At 69.5% G+C, this 16,044-nt stretch carries 13 protein-coding genes; 9 read left to right on the top strand and 4 right to left on the bottom strand.

What is annotated here, in order from left to right:
• Positions 1-18: 18 nt before the first annotated feature.
• From AAFF32_RS05620 to AAFF32_RS05600, 5 genes are all read left to right on the top strand, one after another.
• Positions 19-3,000, top strand: a complete 2,982-nt coding sequence (locus AAFF32_RS05620; protein ID WP_342316762.1) for a molybdopterin oxidoreductase family protein — start codon at positions 19-21, stop codon at positions 2,998-3,000.
• Complete coding sequence (locus tag AAFF32_RS05615) at positions 2,997-3,209, top strand: hypothetical protein (RefSeq protein WP_342316761.1); 213 nt, start codon at positions 2,997-2,999, stop codon at positions 3,207-3,209. Before AAFF32_RS05620 ends, AAFF32_RS05615 begins: the two co-directional genes overlap by 4 nt.
• Positions 3,210-3,219: 10 nt before the next feature.
• Positions 3,220-3,987 (top strand): 4Fe-4S dicluster domain-containing protein, encoded by a 768-nt coding sequence (locus AAFF32_RS05610; RefSeq protein WP_342316760.1) that lies wholly within the window; start codon positions 3,220-3,222, stop codon positions 3,985-3,987.
• Between the two features lie 10 nt (positions 3,988-3,997).
• Complete coding sequence (locus AAFF32_RS05605) at positions 3,998-4,975, top strand: DmsC/YnfH family molybdoenzyme membrane anchor subunit (RefSeq protein WP_216961375.1); 978 nt, start codon at positions 3,998-4,000, stop codon at positions 4,973-4,975.
• Between the two features lie 96 nt (positions 4,976-5,071).
• Complete coding sequence (locus tag AAFF32_RS05600; RefSeq protein WP_342316759.1) at positions 5,072-5,731, top strand: DUF481 domain-containing protein; 660 nt, start codon at positions 5,072-5,074, stop codon at positions 5,729-5,731.
• A gap of 386 nt (positions 5,732-6,117) precedes the next feature.
• Here AAFF32_RS05600 and hemC read toward each other — a convergent pair whose 3' ends face one another.
• The 4 genes from hemC to AAFF32_RS05580 form a co-directional block, all read right to left on the bottom strand.
• Positions 6,118-7,032, bottom strand: coding sequence for a hydroxymethylbilane synthase (gene hemC / locus AAFF32_RS05595; RefSeq protein WP_342316758.1), 915 nt, complete (start codon positions 7,030-7,032; stop codon positions 6,118-6,120).
• A gap of 36 nt (positions 7,033-7,068) precedes the next feature.
• Positions 7,069-7,821, bottom strand: a complete 753-nt coding sequence (locus AAFF32_RS05590) for a LytTR family DNA-binding domain-containing protein (protein ID WP_216961384.1) — start codon at positions 7,819-7,821, stop codon at positions 7,069-7,071.
• Positions 7,822-7,895: 74 nt separating this feature from the next.
• Complete coding sequence (locus AAFF32_RS05585; RefSeq protein ID WP_216961387.1) at positions 7,896-8,594, bottom strand: alpha/beta hydrolase; 699 nt, start codon at positions 8,592-8,594, stop codon at positions 7,896-7,898.
• 40 nt (positions 8,595-8,634) lie between these two features.
• Positions 8,635-9,552, bottom strand: coding sequence for an energy transducer TonB (locus tag AAFF32_RS05580; protein ID WP_342316757.1), 918 nt, complete (start codon positions 9,550-9,552; stop codon positions 8,635-8,637).
• 333 nt (positions 9,553-9,885) lie between these two features.
• Here AAFF32_RS05580 and AAFF32_RS05575 point away from each other — a divergent pair, with 333 nt between their 5' ends.
• From AAFF32_RS05575 to AAFF32_RS05560, 4 genes are read left to right on the top strand one after another with little or no spacing between them, the layout of a single operon-like run.
• On the top strand, positions 9,886-10,263 hold the full coding sequence (locus AAFF32_RS05575; RefSeq protein ID WP_216961393.1) for a hypothetical protein: 378 nt from the start codon (positions 9,886-9,888) through the stop codon (positions 10,261-10,263).
• A gap of 54 nt (positions 10,264-10,317) precedes the next feature.
• Positions 10,318-11,595: a TolC family protein gene (locus AAFF32_RS05570; protein ID WP_342316756.1), complete on the top strand. Its 1,278-nt coding sequence runs from the start codon at positions 10,318-10,320 to the stop codon at positions 11,593-11,595.
• The gene (locus AAFF32_RS05565; protein ID WP_342316755.1) at positions 11,592-12,839 is read left to right on the top strand and encodes an efflux RND transporter periplasmic adaptor subunit; all 1,248 of its coding nucleotides are present in this window, start codon (positions 11,592-11,594) and stop codon (positions 12,837-12,839) included. Before AAFF32_RS05570 ends, AAFF32_RS05565 begins: the two co-directional genes overlap by 4 nt.
• A 10-nt stretch (positions 12,840-12,849) precedes the next feature.
• Positions 12,850-16,014 carry a CusA/CzcA family heavy metal efflux RND transporter gene (locus tag AAFF32_RS05560; protein WP_342316754.1) on the top strand — a complete coding sequence of 1,055 codons (3,165 nt, stop codon included), beginning with the start codon at positions 12,850-12,852 and terminating at the stop codon, positions 16,012-16,014.
• The last annotated feature ends 30 nt before the right edge of the window (positions 16,015-16,044 follow it).

The following is a 16,044-nucleotide window of genomic DNA, read 5'->3' as shown; positions in this document are numbered from 1 at the left end:
CGCAGGCACAATGTCGGGATGCGCGCGCCCCAGCCAGCCATCGACACCTCGCCCGTCATCGGCGACGAGGTCAAGACCACGACGTGCTACATGTGCGCCTGCCGTTGCGGCATCAAGGTCTGGCTGAAGGACGGGCAGATCCGCTACATCCAGGGCAATCCCGATCACCCGGTGAACCAGGGCGTGCTCTGCGCCAAGGGCTCGGCCGGGATCATGCAGCACTACTCGCCCGCGCGGCTGGACAAGCCGCTGCTGCGCGTGGGCGAGCGCGGTTCGGGCGAGTTCCGCCAGATCGAATGGGACCAGGCGCTGCAGATCGCCACCTCGTGGCTTGAGCCGATCCGCGAGCGCAATCCCGACGAGCTGGCCTTCTTCACCGGCCGCGACCAGTCGCAGGCGTTGACCGGCTGGTGGGCGCAGCAGTTCGGCACGGTCAACTACGCCGCGCACGGCGGCTTCTGCTCGGTGAACATGGCCGCGGGCGGGCTGTACACCGTCGGCGGCAGCTTCTGGGAATTCGGCGAGCCCGACTGGGACCACACGCAGTACCTGATGCTGTGGGGCGTGGCCGAAGACCACGACTCCAATCCGATCAAGCTCGGCCTGGGCAAGCTCAAGGCGCGCGGCGCGAAGATCGTCGCGGTCAATCCGGTGCGCTCGGGCTACGGCGCCATCGCCGACGAGTGGATCGGCATCCGGCCCGGCACCGACGGGCTGTTCGCCTTCGCGCTGGTGCACGAGCTGCTCAAGGCCGATCGCATCGACCTGGACTACCTGGTGCGTTACACCAACGCGCACTGGCTGGTGGTGCGCGACCCCGGCGGCGCGGAAGACGGCCTGTTCGCGCGCGACCTCGACGGGCATCCGCTGTGCGCGGTGGATTCGCACCGTTTCGCACGCGCCGACGAGGTCGGCATCAGTCCGCGCGTGGTCGGCGAGTACACGCTGCGCGACGGTCGCACCGCGGTGCCGTCGTTCCATCTCGTCGCCGAGCGTTACCTCGACCCGCAGTACTCGCCCGATGCGGTGAGCGAACGCTGCGGCATTCCCGCCGACACCATCCGCCGCATCGCGCGCGAGCTGGCGCAGGCCGCGTTCGATCGCGCGTTCACGCTGCCGATCCGCTGGACCGACGCCTGGGGCCGCGAGCACGCGGAAATGCAGGGCCGTCCGGTGTCGATGCACGCCATGCGCGGCATCAGCGCGCACAGCAACGGCTTCCACACTTGCCGCGCGTTGCACCTGCTGCAATTGCTGCTGGGCGCGGTGGATGCGCCGGGTTCGTTCCGCTATCAGCCGCCCTTCCCCAAGCCGCTGCCGCCGCCGAACCGGCCCGGCAAGGCGCGCCAGGCCAACGGCGTGCTCGACGCGGCGCCGCTGGGTTTCGTGCACGGGCCGGAGGATCTGGTCGTCGACGACGCCGGGCAGCCGCGCCGCATCGACCATGCATTCTCGTGGGCGTATCCGCTGTCGGCCCACGGGATGATGCACACCGTGATCCGCAACGCATGGGCGGGCGATCCGTACCGGATCGACACGCTGATGATGTTCATGGCGAACATGAGCTGGAATTCGTCGATGAACACCGCGCAGACCATCGCGTGGCTCACCGACAAGGACGAAGCCGGTGACTACCGCATCCCGCGCATCATCTACGCCGATGCCTATGCGTCGGAGATGGTCGCCTACGCCGACCTGGTGCTGCCCGACACCACGTACCTTGAGCGTTTCGACGCGATCAGCCTGCTCGATCGCCCGATCTCCGACGCCGATGGCGCGGCGGACGCGATCCGCCACCCCGTGCTCGACGCGGCGAAGCAGAACCCGGGGCGCGACGTGCGCGGTTTCCAGTCGGTGCTGATCGAACTGGGTGCGCGGCTCGGCCTGCCGGGTCTGGTCAACGAGGACGGCTCACCGAAGTACCGCGACTACGCCGACTACATCGTGCGCCACGAACGCGCGCCGGGCGTGGGCCTGCTCGCCGGTTGGCGCGGCGCGCACGGCGAGGTCGAGGCCAAGGGCCAGCCGAATCCGGAGCAGTTGCAGCGCTACATCGACAACGGCGGTTTCTGGCGCAGCGAGATTCCCGAAGAGGCGCACTACTTCAAGATGGCCAATCGCGGCTATCTGGACTGGGCGCAGCGCATGGGCTTCCTCGGCCATGCCGATCCGATCGTGCTGCAGCTGTATTCGGAAACGTTGCAGAAGTTCCGGCTCGCGGCGCAAGGGCATGGCGCGGTGCAGCCGCCGGAGCAGCATCGTGAGCGTGTGGCGACGTATTTCGATCCGCTGCCGATTTGGTATGAGCCCTTCGAAGGGGCGCAGATCGAACGCCGCGCCTTCGATGATCGCCGCAGCGCGGACGAAAGCCGGACCCGCACGGCGATCACTTCCCCTCTGCCGCTTGCGGGAGAGGGATGGGGTGAGGGCGAAGCGCCTGCAACGTTGTCTGGTGAGGCTTCACACCCCTTCCCCCTCAGCGCCGTCACCCAGCGCCCGATGTTCATGTACCACGCGTGGGGTTCGCAGAACGCGTGGCTGCGGCAGATCGCCACGCGCAACTGGCTGTACCTGCATCCGGACACGGCCGCGCGCCATGGCATCGCCGACGAGGACTGGATCGAAGTGACTTCGCACCACGGCACCATCACCGTGCAGGCGAAGTTCGCCGCCAACGTGCAGCCCGACACGGTGTGGACGTGGAACGCCATCGGCAAGCGACGCGGCGCGTGGCGCCTGCGCAAGGACGCACCGGAAGGCCGCGAGGGCTTTCTGCTCAACCACCTGATTTCCGACATCACGCCCCGCGGCGATTACGCCAACGCCGACCCCGTCACCGGGCAGGCGGCGTGGTTCGACCTGCGCGTGCGCATCGCCAAGGCGCCGCGCGCGCAGGCCAGCTCACCGCAGTTCGCGCCGCTCGACATGGGCCAGGCCGACGACGCACCGCTGCGCTACGGCGCGCAGTTCCGCAAACAACGGGAAGACGCTTCGCAATGAAATCCGTCCGCCTCCTCGCCGGCTGGCTGTGCATCGTGCTCGCCTTCGCCGTGATGATCCTGATCAGCTTCGGCGTGCTCGACCCGCTCGCGCCGGCCGGGACGACGACCTCGATCGTGCCCGTGCTGGTGGGCATGCTGCCGAGCGTGACCTTCGGCATCGCGCTGTTCGCGATCGGCGTGTGGCTGATCAGCACCCGCAAGCGATGAGCGATCACGCATGACCGACCTGCCGCCGCCGTCGAAGAAAAAACTTGGCCTGGTCATCGACCTGGACACCTGCGTGGGCTGCCATGCCTGCGCAGTGAGCTGCAAGGAATGGAACGCCGGCGGTTTCGCCGCGCCGCTCACCGACGAGCAGCCCTACGGCAAGGATCCGTCGGGCGTGTGGTTCAACCGCGTGCACAGCTACGAGGTCGCCGCCACCGAAGGCTGCGCGTCCAGCGCGACGCCGCAGCCGGCGATGACGCTGCACTTCCCCCGCTCGTGCCTGCACTGCGAACAGCCCGCGTGCGTGACCGTGTGCCCCACCGGCGCCAGCTACAAGCGCGCCGAGGACGGCATCGTGCTGGTCGACGAGGACAAGTGCATCGGCTGCAAGCTGTGCTCGTGGGCCTGCCCGTACGGCGCGCGCGAGTACAGCCCGGTCGAAGGCGTGATGAAGAAGTGCACGCTGTGCGTGGACCGCATCTACAACGAGAACCTCGCCGAATCAGAACGCCAGCCCGCATGCGTGCAGGCGTGCCCGACGCGCGCGCGTCACTTCGGCGACCTGGGCGATCCGGAGTCGAAGGTGTCCAAGCTGGTGGCCGAGCGCGGCGGCGTGGACCTGCTGCCGCAGCTGGGCTATCAACCGGTGAACAAGTACCTGCCGCCGCGCCCGCGCCGCACGGGCGAGGCGAGCGCCGTTGCGCCGCAGGCCGAAACCCTCGACACCGCCGCGCTGCCGCCCGTGCTGCGCTGGCTCGACCGCGTACTCAGCCGCTGAGTCCTTCCGCATGCATCCTGCGTTCTCCGTCCTGTTGTTCACCACGCTGTCCGGTGCGGGCTACGGCCTTTTCATGTGGGCTGCCGCGCTGATCCTGTTGCCTTATCTGCAGGGCCGGCCGCCGCAGCAGGGGATGATGCCTGCGCTCTGGGCGGTGCTGCTGGTCCCGGGGCTGATGCTGACCACCATCGGGCTGGTCAGTTCGATGTTCCATCTCGGAAAGCCCATGCGCGCATGGCGCGCGTTCTCGCAGTGGCGCAGCTCGTGGCTGTCTCGCGAAGGCGTGTTCGCGGTGGCGACGGCTCTGCCCGCGGTGGGCGTGCTCGGGTTCGTGGCGGCGATGATCGCGACCAATTCGTACGCGGTGCTGGGCAGCATCATGGTGCCGCTGATGGCCGCGGCGCTGCTGCTGCTGTCCGTGGCGACCGTGGTGTGCACGGCGATGATCTACGCATCACTCAAGCCGATTCCCGCCTGGCGGCAGGCACTGGTCGTTCCGGTGTATCTCGCCTTCGCGGTGTTGAGCGGCTGGCTGCTGGCGATGGCGCTGCTCACATGGGGCGCGCTGGGCGATGAAGCGCTGGGCGTGATCGTGCTGATCACGTTCGTACTCGCCTTTACCGTTGCCGTGCTGAAGCTCGTTTATTGGCATCGCATCGATCGCCAGGCGCTGGGAGCGACACGCGGCGATGCGGTGGGCCTGCCCGGTCGCGAGATCGGCGTGTTCGAACGCCCAAGCACGCAGGACAACTACATCAACCGAGAAATGGGCTTCGTGCTGGCACGCAAGCATGCGCGTGCGCTGCGCGCGATCGCGCTGGTGCTGTTCGCCGTCGTGCCTGCCGTGGCCTCGTGGCTTGCGTGGGCCCACCCGGACTGGGCCGGCCCGGTGTTCACGCTGGGAGCGTTGTTGACGCTGACCGGCGTGTTGGTCGAACGCTGGCTGTTCTTTGCCCAGGCCCGGCATCTCGTCACGCTTTATTACTGACGTCGCTGAACAAACACCGGGTTTTTGTGCAGGCGCGATTGCCTGTAACCGTTTCCATCGGCAACATGGGGCATCCCTGCTGCCCCATTCACGACGATGCTCGGTGCACTCGGGCTCGCCCTGCTCGGCGGTCCCTTCGTGACATTGCCGCTGCCGGTCTCTCCCGGCGACCCGACGCTGATGGCCATCGCGGCCGATCCGGCGCAGATGCGGCTGTACTGTTTTTCCACGCGCTGCGGCGATGCGGAATGGCAGGTGGCGATGTCCGCGCCGATGCCGGTGGAGCGCAGTGATGCGGGTCGCCGCTCGCTTCGCCTGCCAGGCAGCCAGAGCTACGCGCCGTTGAGTGCGCCGGCGACGCCGCGCGAGAGCCAGACGCTGTACTCCAACGATTTCCGCATCGGCACCCGCTACAACGTGCAGGCCATGCGCGACGGCCCGACCCAGGTCGGCCTGGCGCTCGGCGCGGGCTATCGCCTGGCGCCGCTGTACGACGACGGCATCAACCAGGCCGGCCCGGTGCTGCGCGGCGAACTCAATCTGGGCCAGCAGTTCGGCGACCGCGCACGGCTCACGCAGCGCGTGCAGTTCGAGAGCGGCCGCGGCGAAGCGTTCGTGAAGCAGTCGATGAGCCTGGACGTGAACCTGTGGCCCAACTGGACGCTGGAAAGCGACTTCGCCATCCGCCACGACACGCAGAGCGGCGGCGGCAAGGAAACGGCGGAAAGCAGCATCGAGCTGCGGCGGCGGTTCTGAGGAGCGGGATTCGGGATTCGGGATTCGGGATTCGGGATTCGGGATTCGGGATTCGGGAAAGCGTCTCCAAAGTCGTCATCCCGCCGAAGGCCGGGATCCAGGCTGTCACGCCGTCCGCTACGTCACGTCATTCCAGCGAAAGCTGGAATCCATCTTGCTGTTGATAGCCAGCCGGGAAAGCGTGGAACGTCCCTGGAGAGTGCCGCCATGCGGCGGCGCAGAAGCCCCTGCCTACGCGGGAATGACGATGAGTAGGTTCATCGCAATGGGAGTGCCCGGATGCTGGTCCCGGCCTTCGCCGGGATGACGATGAAGGGGCACGCCTGGCGTCGCCAGGATGACGGCGAGCTCGCCGCTGCGGTCGCACACAGCTCCGCTCGACCGCCTCACACCGCCCCGATCAACTCCCGCGCGCCCTGCGCCAGCAACTGCTCCGCCACTTCCAGCCCCAGCGCATCCGGTGCGTCGCCGCGACCTTCGCCCTGTGCCCGGACGAAGCGTCCATCCGCGGCCGAACCCACCAGGCCGGACAGATGCAGATGCTCACCTTCGAGCCGCGCGAATGCCGCCACCGGCACATGGCAGCTGCCGTGCAGCGCGCGGTTCATCGCACGCTCGGCTTCGGCGCAGGTGCGCGTGGCGGCATCGTCCAGGCGCGCACACAGCTCGCGCGTGGCGATGTCGTCCTCGCGGCATTCGATCGCCACCGCGCCCTGCGCCGGCGCCGGCAACCACTGCGGCGCCTGCAGGCGATCGCGGATGCGCGCGTCGAAGCCGAGGCGTTGCAGGCCTGCGCATGCCAGCACTATCGCGTCGTATTCGCCGGCATCCAGCTTCGCCAGGCGCGTGTTGACGTTACCGCGCAGGTCCAGCAGTTCCAGGTCCGGCCGCAGCGCGCGCAGTTGCGCCTGACGGCGCAGCGAGGACGTGCCCACGCGCGCGCCCTGCGGCAGCGCGGCGATGTTCGCGAACGCATTGCTGACGAAGGCGTCGGCGTAATCGGCCCGCGCCAGGATCGCCGGCAGCGCGAAGCCCGGCTCCAGTTCCATCGGCACGTCCTTGAGCGAATGCACGGCGCAGTCGGCCTCGCCCCGCAGCATCGCCAGCTCCAGTTCCTTCAGGAACAGGCCCTTGCCGCCGATGGCGGCCAGCGAGCGGTCCAGCACTTCATCGCCACGCGTGCTCATCGGCACCAGCTCGACCGCCAGGCCCGGGTGGGCGGCGCGAAGGCGGTCGGCGACGTGCTCGCTCTGCCACAGGGCAAGCGGGCTCTTTCGGGTGGCGATGCGCAACGTGTTCATCCCGGCATTATCGCCGGGATTTCCGCGCCGGGCCGCCTACAAGTGCTTGAGCGTGTCCTTCAGCCCCGCCACGCAGCGGCGGCTGACTTCCAGCGGCGCCTTGCCATGACGCAACACCGCCTGGACGTGGCCATCGGCCGCGCGGCGCAGTTCGACGATCTCGTGACGCGCCACCAGGCAATTGCGGTGGATGCGCACGAACCGCTCGCCGAACTCGTCCTCCAGCGACTTGAGCGACTCCTCGATGAGGTCCTCGCCACGCGCATGGTGGACGACGACGTACTTCTCCTCGGCATGCAGGTAGTGCACATCCTCGATCGGGATCAGGCGCAGGCTGCCGCGCAGGCGCGCACACAGGTGGCTGCGGCGCTGCCCGCCGGCGGGGCCGGCGCCGTTGTCGCCGGCCTTCTCGCGGCCGGCGGCGAAGGTGCGCACGCGCTCCAGCGCGGCGGCCAGACGCTCGGCGCGCACGGGTTTGACGAGGTAGTCGATGGCTTCGGCCTCGAAGGCCGACAGCGCATGGGCGTCGTAGGCGGTGCAGAACACCACGGCCGGACGCGGATCGAATGCCGCCAGATGGCGCGCGGCTTCCAGTCCGTCGATGCCCGGCATGGCGATGTCCAGCAGCACCAGGTCCGGGCGATGCTCGGCGCAGGCATGCAGGGCGTGCTGGCCGTCGGCAGCTTCGGCGACGACTTCGACGCCGCGCTGCTCGGCCAGCAATCCTCGCAGGCGCTCGCGCGCCAGCGGTTCGTCATCGGCGATCACTACCCTCATCGGCGCCTCCATCCCCCAGGCCGGCTGAGCCGTATTGAGAGGGATACTAGCCCCGGGCGGGGCCCGCTACCAATTATCGGGCGGGCCTAGCCGGCAAAACGGGCGGACAGCCAGTCGCCCAGGTCGCGGATCTCCTCGGCGCAGACCTGGTGGGCCATGGGGTAGCGGTGCCATTCCAGCCGGAATCCCAGCGATTCCATCGTCCCGGCGCTGCGCTCGCCGATGGCGGCGGGCACCACCGGGTCGAACTGGCCGTGGGCCATGAACAACGGCTGCGCCTTGGCCGCGGCCTGCAGCGCGGCGGCCGCCTGCTGGGGCGGCTCGGGCAGATAGGTCGAAAGCCCGGCCAGGCCGGCCAGCGGGACGCGTCGGCGCAGGCCCGCCGACAGGGTGATGGCCCCGCCCTGCGAGAAGCCCACCAGGACGATCCGCTCCGGCGGAATGCCGCGTTCGTTCTCGCGCGCGATCAGCGCCTCCACCTGCGCCACCGATTCGGCCACGCCGGCTTCGTCGGCGCGGTTGCCCGCGTTCAACGCATCGAAATCGAAATGGACGATGTCGTACCACGCGCGCATGCGCATGCCGTTGTTGATCGTCACCGCACGCACCGGCGCGTGCGGGAAGACGAAGCGCAGCGCCGGCCAGTCGCGGCGAACGAGTTCGGGAACGATCGGCGCGAAGTCGTTGCCGTCCGCGCCCAGGCCGTGCAGCCAGAGCACGGTCCACGCGGGGTTCGGCGCGGTTTCGAATTCGACGGTTTCCAGCAGCGGGGCGGTGGTGTTCATGCCGGCATTGTCGCCGCTGCCCGGCGATGCTGCCAGCCGATCAACCGTTGGGCTGAGCAGGCAACCGGAACGTCAGCGTGCGCGTCGTGTTGACGCGACGCGAGGTGGCCTCGAACTGCCAGCGCGATGCGGCCGCCAGCGCGGCCTGTTCGAACAGGCCTTCCGGTTGTGCTGACACCGTGTGCACATCGGTGACGCTGCCGTCGGGCTGGATGGTGAAGGCGACCTGCACGCTGCCTTCGATGCGGCGGTTGCGCGCGGCCAGCGGATAACGCGGCGCCGCATCGCGCAGCAGGCGCGGCAGGGCCTGCGGCGCGGGTTCGGCGCGTGCGGTCGCGACGGGCGGCGGCGGTGTTTCGGCGAGTGCGGGCGGCGGTTCGACAGTCGCCACCGGGGCCGGCGCGACCTGCGGAGCCGGCGGCGGCGAGGCGATCGTGGGCGCGATGGTGGATGCAGGCGTCGACGGCGCGATGGGCGCAGGCAGCGGCGCGGTTTGCGCGATGCGCGCACCCTCCTCGCGATCCGCACGCTCCTGCGCCACGCGCAGCCCGTCACGCAGTCGCGGCAGCGCAGGCGCATGCGGGTCCATGCGCGCGAGCAGGGCGAGCAGGCGGCGCGCTTCATCACGCTGATCCAGCGCGAGCGACTGCTCCGCGGCGATCAGCACGTAAGGCTGCAGTTCCGCCAGCGCCGCGCTGACACCGGCATCGGCCTCGCGTTCGCGCAGGGCGAGGTAGTACTCCACGGCGTTGTCGCCTGCCGGCGTGTGGATGCGCTGCTCGCGCAAGGCGGCCTGCGCACGATCGCGCAGCGGCTGCGTGTCCAGTTGCTCGAGCACCGGCGCCGGCAGCGCCACATCGTCCTGCCGCGATGCGGCTGCATCGTTGTTCGTGCGCGCCGCATCGCAACCGGCCAGCGCCAACATCAGCAAACCCGCACACGCCAGACCGGACCGCATTGCCCCTATCCCCTTGCGAAAACCCGCACAGGCTAGGGAGCGCATGTGACGGCAATGCGGCAGGGGGCCGGAAGGGCGGTGTGGATCGCGCCTGCGTTCTCCGTCTGCGATCCAGCGGCGGCACGTTGGATTCCCGCCCTCGCGGGAATGACGTGAGGGGCCGGATGGCGTGAGGACCTGGATCCCGGCCTTCGCCGGGATGACGGCTTCGGTGACGCTTTCCCGATTCCCGATTCCCGATTCCCGATTCCCGATTCCCGATTCCCGATTCCCGATTCCCGACGAAATTGTGTATCGCCACCTCCGCCGCGTACCCTTGGCCGCATGTCGCGCGTGCCCGCCCCCTTCGCCCAGGCCTTCCGGCTTCTGTTGCTGGGCCTGCTGCTGTGTGGCGTGGTGCTGAAGCCGTCGCTGGCGATCGCGGAGGAAATGCACGAACTGCTCGCACACGCGGCCGTGGCCGGCGATGGGCACGTGCACACCGATACGCAAGCAGTCGAGGTCGTTGCGCCATCGGGCAACGACGGTTCAAAACCGCACGACGACAGCCACTTCCACCTCACCCACTGCTGCGGCCAGCAGGCCGCCGTGCTGCCGCGCATGGAGCTGACGCTGCCGCGCACGCACGCCGATTCGCCGCTTCCGGCGCAGACGGTCGCCTTCGCGCCCGCACCGCACATCGCACCGTTCCGTCCTCCGATCACGGCCTGATGTCGCCGCCGGCATGTGCCGGCGTTCCGTCCGCCTTTCCATCGGAGAACCACCATGCTTTCGCGACCCGCGGCTTTGGCCGCGCTGGTCGTCGCGCTCGTTGCGGGCTCGCCCGCGCGCGCTGACGATCGACTCACCCTGGACGATGCGTTCGCGCGCGTCGCCGCCACCCACCCTGATCTTCGCCTGCCCGCGCTGCGCGAGCAGGCGCTCGCCGCCGAGCTGGAGACCGCATCGCAACGTCCTGCGCTGCGCGCCGGCATCGAGCTGGAGAACGTCCTGGGCACGGGCGACTACGCCGGGCTCGACAACGCCGAACTGACGCTCAGCCTCGCCTCGGTGCTCGAACGCGGCGGCAAGCGCGACGCCCGCCGCGCGCTCGCGCAAAGCCGCATCGACGCGCTCGCGCCCGAACGCGAAGCCGCGCGGCTTGATCTGCTCGCCGAAACCGCGCGCCGTTACCTCGACGTGGTCGCCGCGCAACGCCAACGCGACCTCGCCGATGCCGACATCGCCCAGCGACGCCGCACCGTCGCCGCCGCGCAACATCGATTCGACGCCGGCGCGTCGCCGGAGTCGGTGGTGCTGACCGCGCAGGCCGCCCTCGCCCGCGCGGAGCTCGAACGCCGCCGCGCGCAGCAGGCGCAGGAGGCAGCGCGTCAGCACCTCGCCGCGCTGTGGGGCGAGCGCGAACCGCGTTTCGATCTGGCACCGCAAGACCCACTGGCGCTTCCGATGATCGCGGACTTCGACGTCCTCGCCTCATTGCTCGAACGCACGCCGGACCTCGCGCGCTTCGCCGACCAGCGCCGCATTGGCGAGGCGCGGTTGCAACTCGCCCGTTCGCAGGCGAAGACAGACGTCGACTGGCAGTTCGGCGCGCGCGCCTTCAACGGCACGGACGACGTCGCGCTGATCGCCGGTGTTTCCATGCCGCTGGGCGGCACGCGTCGCGCGCAGCCGGAGATCCGCGCCGCGCAGACGGAGCTGGCGATGCTGGAGGTCGAACGCGAGTCGCGCGGTCTCTCGCTGTATTCGACGCTGGTGGAAGCGCACGGCCGTTACCGCGTGGCGCAGCTGGAAGTGCTGCGGCTGCGCGACGACGTCCTGCCAAAACTCGCGCGCGCCGAAGCCGCCGCCGAACGCGCCTACCGCGCCGGTGCGATCAGCTACCTGGAATGGGCGCAGCTCCAGTCCGAACGCACCGCGACCGCACGCCAACAGCTCGACGCCGCGCTCGACGCGCGTCGCGCCCTCATCGAAATCCAGCGCCTGACCGGCGAAGCCCTCGTGCTGCCGGCCCGCTCCATGGAACAGGGAGTTTCCCCGTGAACATCCGACCGATCCTGTCCGTTCTCCTCGCGCTGGCGCTGGCCGGCTGCGGCAATTCCGGCGAGGCCGGACACGAACACGAGGCCGGCGACGGCCACGCCGAAACGGAAGTCGCACGCGGCGAACACGGCGGGCGGCTATTGCAGAGCGACGGCTACACCGTCGAACTCGCGATCGCCGAAGACGGCACGCCGCCGAAGTACGAAGCCTGGCTGTACCGCGACGGTAAGCCGCTGCCCGCGGCGACCGGCGAGGTCGACGTCGCACTGGTGCGCCTGGGCGGCGCGACCGAGCGCCACGCGCTGCGCGCGCAGCGCGATGGCCGCCTGATCGCCACGACCGTCGTCGGCGAGCCGCATTCGTTCGACGTCGCCGTCACCGCACGCATCGAAGGCCGCACGCTGCGCTGGGAATTCCCGAGCTACGAAGGCCGCACCGCCATCGCGGCCGACGTCGCACGGCAATCCGGCATCCGCGTCGCCGCCGCCGGCCCCGGCGTGATCGCCGACGAGCACGAGGTGCAGGGCCTGCTCACGCCGGTGGAAGGACGTGTCGCCAACGCGATGGCGCGCTTCCCCGGGCCGATCCGCGCCTTGCGCGCGAACGTCGGCGATCGCGTGCGCGCGGGGCAACCGCTCGCCACCATCGAAAGCAACCTGAGCCTGTCGCAGTACAGCGTGACCGCGCCGATCTCCGGCGTGGTGCTCTCGCGCAACGCTGCGGTCGGCACGGTGGCCGCCGAGGGCGCACCGCTGTTCGAGATCGCGGACCTGTCGAGCCTGTGGGTGGATTTGCATGTGTTCGGCGCCGATGCCACGCACCTGCGCCCGGGCGTGCCGGTCACCGTCACGCGCATGAGCGACGGCGCGAACCTGCGCACCACGCTCGAACGCGTGCTGCCCGGCACGGCCACCGCCAGCCAGAGCACCGTCGCGCGCGCCACCATCGACAACGCCGACGGCCTGTGGCGTCCGGGTTCGGCGGTGACGGCAAAAGTCACCGTCGCCGAACAGCCCGTCGCACTGGCCGTACCGCTGAGCGCATTGCAGACCTTCCGCGACTGGGACGTGGTGTTCGTGCGCGTGGGCGACACCTACGAGGTGCGCCCACTGGAGCTCGGCCGCCGCGACGCCACGCGCGTGGAAGTGCTGTCGGGTCTTCGTGCCGGCGACGCCGTCGTCGTGGAGCAGAGCTATCTGGTGAAGGCGGACATCGAAAAGTCCGGCGCTTCGCACGATCACTGAGGCCATCGACATGCTCGAGAAAATCATCCGATTCGCCATCGCCCACCGCTGGCTGATGATGGCGTTGACCGCGGCGCTGATCGCGCTGGGCGTGTGGAGCTTCCAGCGCCTGCCCATCGACGCCACGCCCGACATCACCAACGTGCAGGTGCAGATCAACACCGAAGCGCCCGGCTACTCGCCGCTGGAGTCCGAACAACGCGTCACCTTCCCCATCGAAACCGCGCTCGCCGGGCTGCCGAAACTCGACTACACGCGTTCGCTGTCGCGCTACGGGTTGTCGCAGGTGACGGTCGTCTTCAAGGACGGCACCGACCTGTACTTCGCGCGCCAGCAGGTGGCCGAACGCCTGCAACAAGTGAAGTCGCAGCTGCCCGAAGGACTGGATCCCGAGCTGGGCCCGATCTCCACGGGCCTGGGCGAGATCTTCATGTACACCGTCGAGGCCGACCCCGCCGCGCGCAAGCGCGACGGCACGCCCTGGACGGCGACCGACCTGCGCACGTTGCAGGACTGGGTGGTGCGGCCGCAGCTGCGCAACACGCCGGGCGTCACCGAGGTGAACACCATCGGCGGCTATGCGCGGCAGATCCACATCACGCCCGACCCGGCGCGGCTGGTCGCGCTCGGCTTCTCGCTGCGCGACGTCGTGGCCGCGCTCGCGGCGAACAACCGCAACGTCGGTGCGGGTTACATCGAACGCAACGGCCAGCAGTTCCTGGTGCGCGTGCCGGGCCAGGTCGCGGACCTGGAGGCGATCGGCAACATCGTGCTCGATCGCCGCGACGGCGTGCCCATCCACATCCACGATGTAGCGCAGGTGAGCGAAGGCCCCGAACTGCGTAGCGGCGCGGCGACGCAGAATGGGCGCGAAGTCGTGCTCGGCACGGTGTTCATGCTGGTCGGCGCGAACAGCCGCGATGTCGCGCAGGCCGCCGCGGCGAAAGTGGAAGCCGCCAACGCGAGCCTGCCCGCCGGCGTGAAGGCGCATGCGGTGTACGACCGCACGTCGCTGGTGGATCGCACCATCGCCACGGTTACGCGGAACCTGGTCGAAGGCGCGCTGCTGGTGATCGCGGTGCTGTTCCTGCTGCTGGGCAACATCCGCGCGGCGCTGATCACCGCCGCCGTCATTCCGCTGTCGATGCTGTTCACGATGGCCGGCATGGTGCGCGGCGGCGTGTCGGGCAACCTGATGAGCCTGGGCGCGCTCGATTTCGGCCTGATCGTCGACGGCGCGGTGATCATCGTGGAGAACTGCCTGCGCCGCTTCGGCGAGGCGCAGCACGCGCTGGGTCGTGCACTGGACGACGAGGAGCGTTTCGACCTCACCGCCTCCGCCACCGCCGAGGTGATCCGCCCGAGCCTGTTCGGCATCGGCATCATCACCGCCGTGTACCTGCCGATCTTCGCCCTCACCGGCATCGAGGGAAAGATGTTCCACCCGATGGCGATTACGGTCGTGCTGGCGCTCACCGGCGCGATGCTGCTGTCGCTGACTTTCGTACCGGCGGCGATCGCCCTGTGCATGCGCGGCAAGGTGGCAGAGAAGGAAAGCCGCCTGATCACGTGGGCGCAGCGCGGTTATCGACCCGCGCTGGCGTGGTCGCTCGCGCACGGGCGCATCGTCATCGGCACTGCCGTCGCGCTGGTCGCGGGGTGCGCATTGCTGGCAACGCGACTGGGCACGGAGTTCATCCCGAGCCTCGACGAAGGCGACGTCACCGTGCATGCGATGCGCATTCCCGGCACCAGCCTGACCCAGGCGGTGACGATGCAGGCGCAGCTGGAGCGCAGCTTCGCCTCGCGCCCGGAAGTGGCGCGCGTGTTCAGCAAGATCGGCACGGCGGAGATCGCCAACGATCCGATGCCGCCGTCGGTGACCGACACCTACGTGATGCTCAAGCCGCGCGATGCGTGGCCCGACCCGCGCAAGCCCAGGGCCACGCTGCTGGCCGAGCTCGAAGCCGTCGCCAAGCGCCTGCCGGGCAACAACTACGAGTTCACCCAACCCATCCAGATGCGCATGAACGAGCTGATTTCCGGCGTGCGCGCGGACGTCGCGGTGAAGGTGTACGGCGACGACCTCGACACGCTGGTGCGCGTGGCGGAGGAAGTGGAAGGCGTGATGCGCACGGTGCCGGGCGCGGCGGACGTGAAGACCGAACAGACCACGGGCCTGCCGTTGCTCTCGGTCACGCCGGACCGGCGCGCGCTTGCCGGTTACGGATTGAACCCGGGCGATGTGCAGGACACGGTGGCCACCGCCGTCGGCGGCGAGGTCGCCGGCCAGCTGTTCGAAGGCGACCGGCGTTTCGACATCGTCGTGCGTTTGCCGGAGTCCATGCGCAGCGATCCCGCACGCCTGGCCGATCTGCCGATCCCGCTCCGCGACGAGGCCAACGCCGACGAATCCAGTCGCAGTGCGGACTGGGCCGTCGGCACGCCGCGTACGGTGCCGTTGCGCGAGGTGGCGAAGATCGAAACGGTGCTCGGGCCGAACCAGATCAACCGCGAGGACGGCAAACGCCGCGTGGTGGTCACCGCGAACGTGCGCGGGCGTGATCTGGGCGGCTTCGTCGACGAGTTGCAGCAACGCCTGCAACGCGACGTGACGCTGCCGTCCGGCTACTGGCTCGGCTACGGCGGCACGTTCGAGCAGCTGATCTCCGCCAGCCAGCGCCTCGCGGTGGTCGTCCCGGTCACGTTGGTGGTGATCCTCGCGCTGCTGTTCTGGGCGTTCGGCTCGGCGAAGGATGCGGCGATCGTGTTCAGCGGCGTGCCGCTGGCGCTCACAGGCGGCGTGATCGCACTGGCGCTGCGCGGGATTCCGCTTTCGATCTCAGCAGGCGTGGGCTTCATCGCGCTGTCGGGCGTGGCGGTGCTCAACGGCCTGGTACTGGTGAGCTTCATCCGCCGCCTGCGCGAGTCGAACGCGCCGCTGGGCGAAGCGATCTTCGATGGCGCACTCGGCCGCCTGCGTCCGGTGCTGATGACCGCGCTGGTGGCGTCGCTGGGCTTCGTGCCGATGGCGTTCAACGTCGGCGCCGGCTCCGAGGTGCAGCGCCCGCTGGCGACGGTGGTGATCGGCGGCATCGTCTCCTCCACGCTGCTCACCCTGCTGGTGCTGCCCGCGCTTTATGCGTGGGCGCATCGGCGCGGGGCGGTGCGCTGACGCACCCTTGGCATCGCCCGGGCGTGGCGG

This window comes from Lysobacter sp. FW306-1B-D06B (assembly GCF_038446665.1).
GTDB lineage: Bacteria > Pseudomonadota > Gammaproteobacteria > Xanthomonadales > Xanthomonadaceae > Lysobacter_J.
Note: the sequence above shows the minus strand (reverse complement) of the source record. Positions and strands in the feature narration are given on the sequence as shown.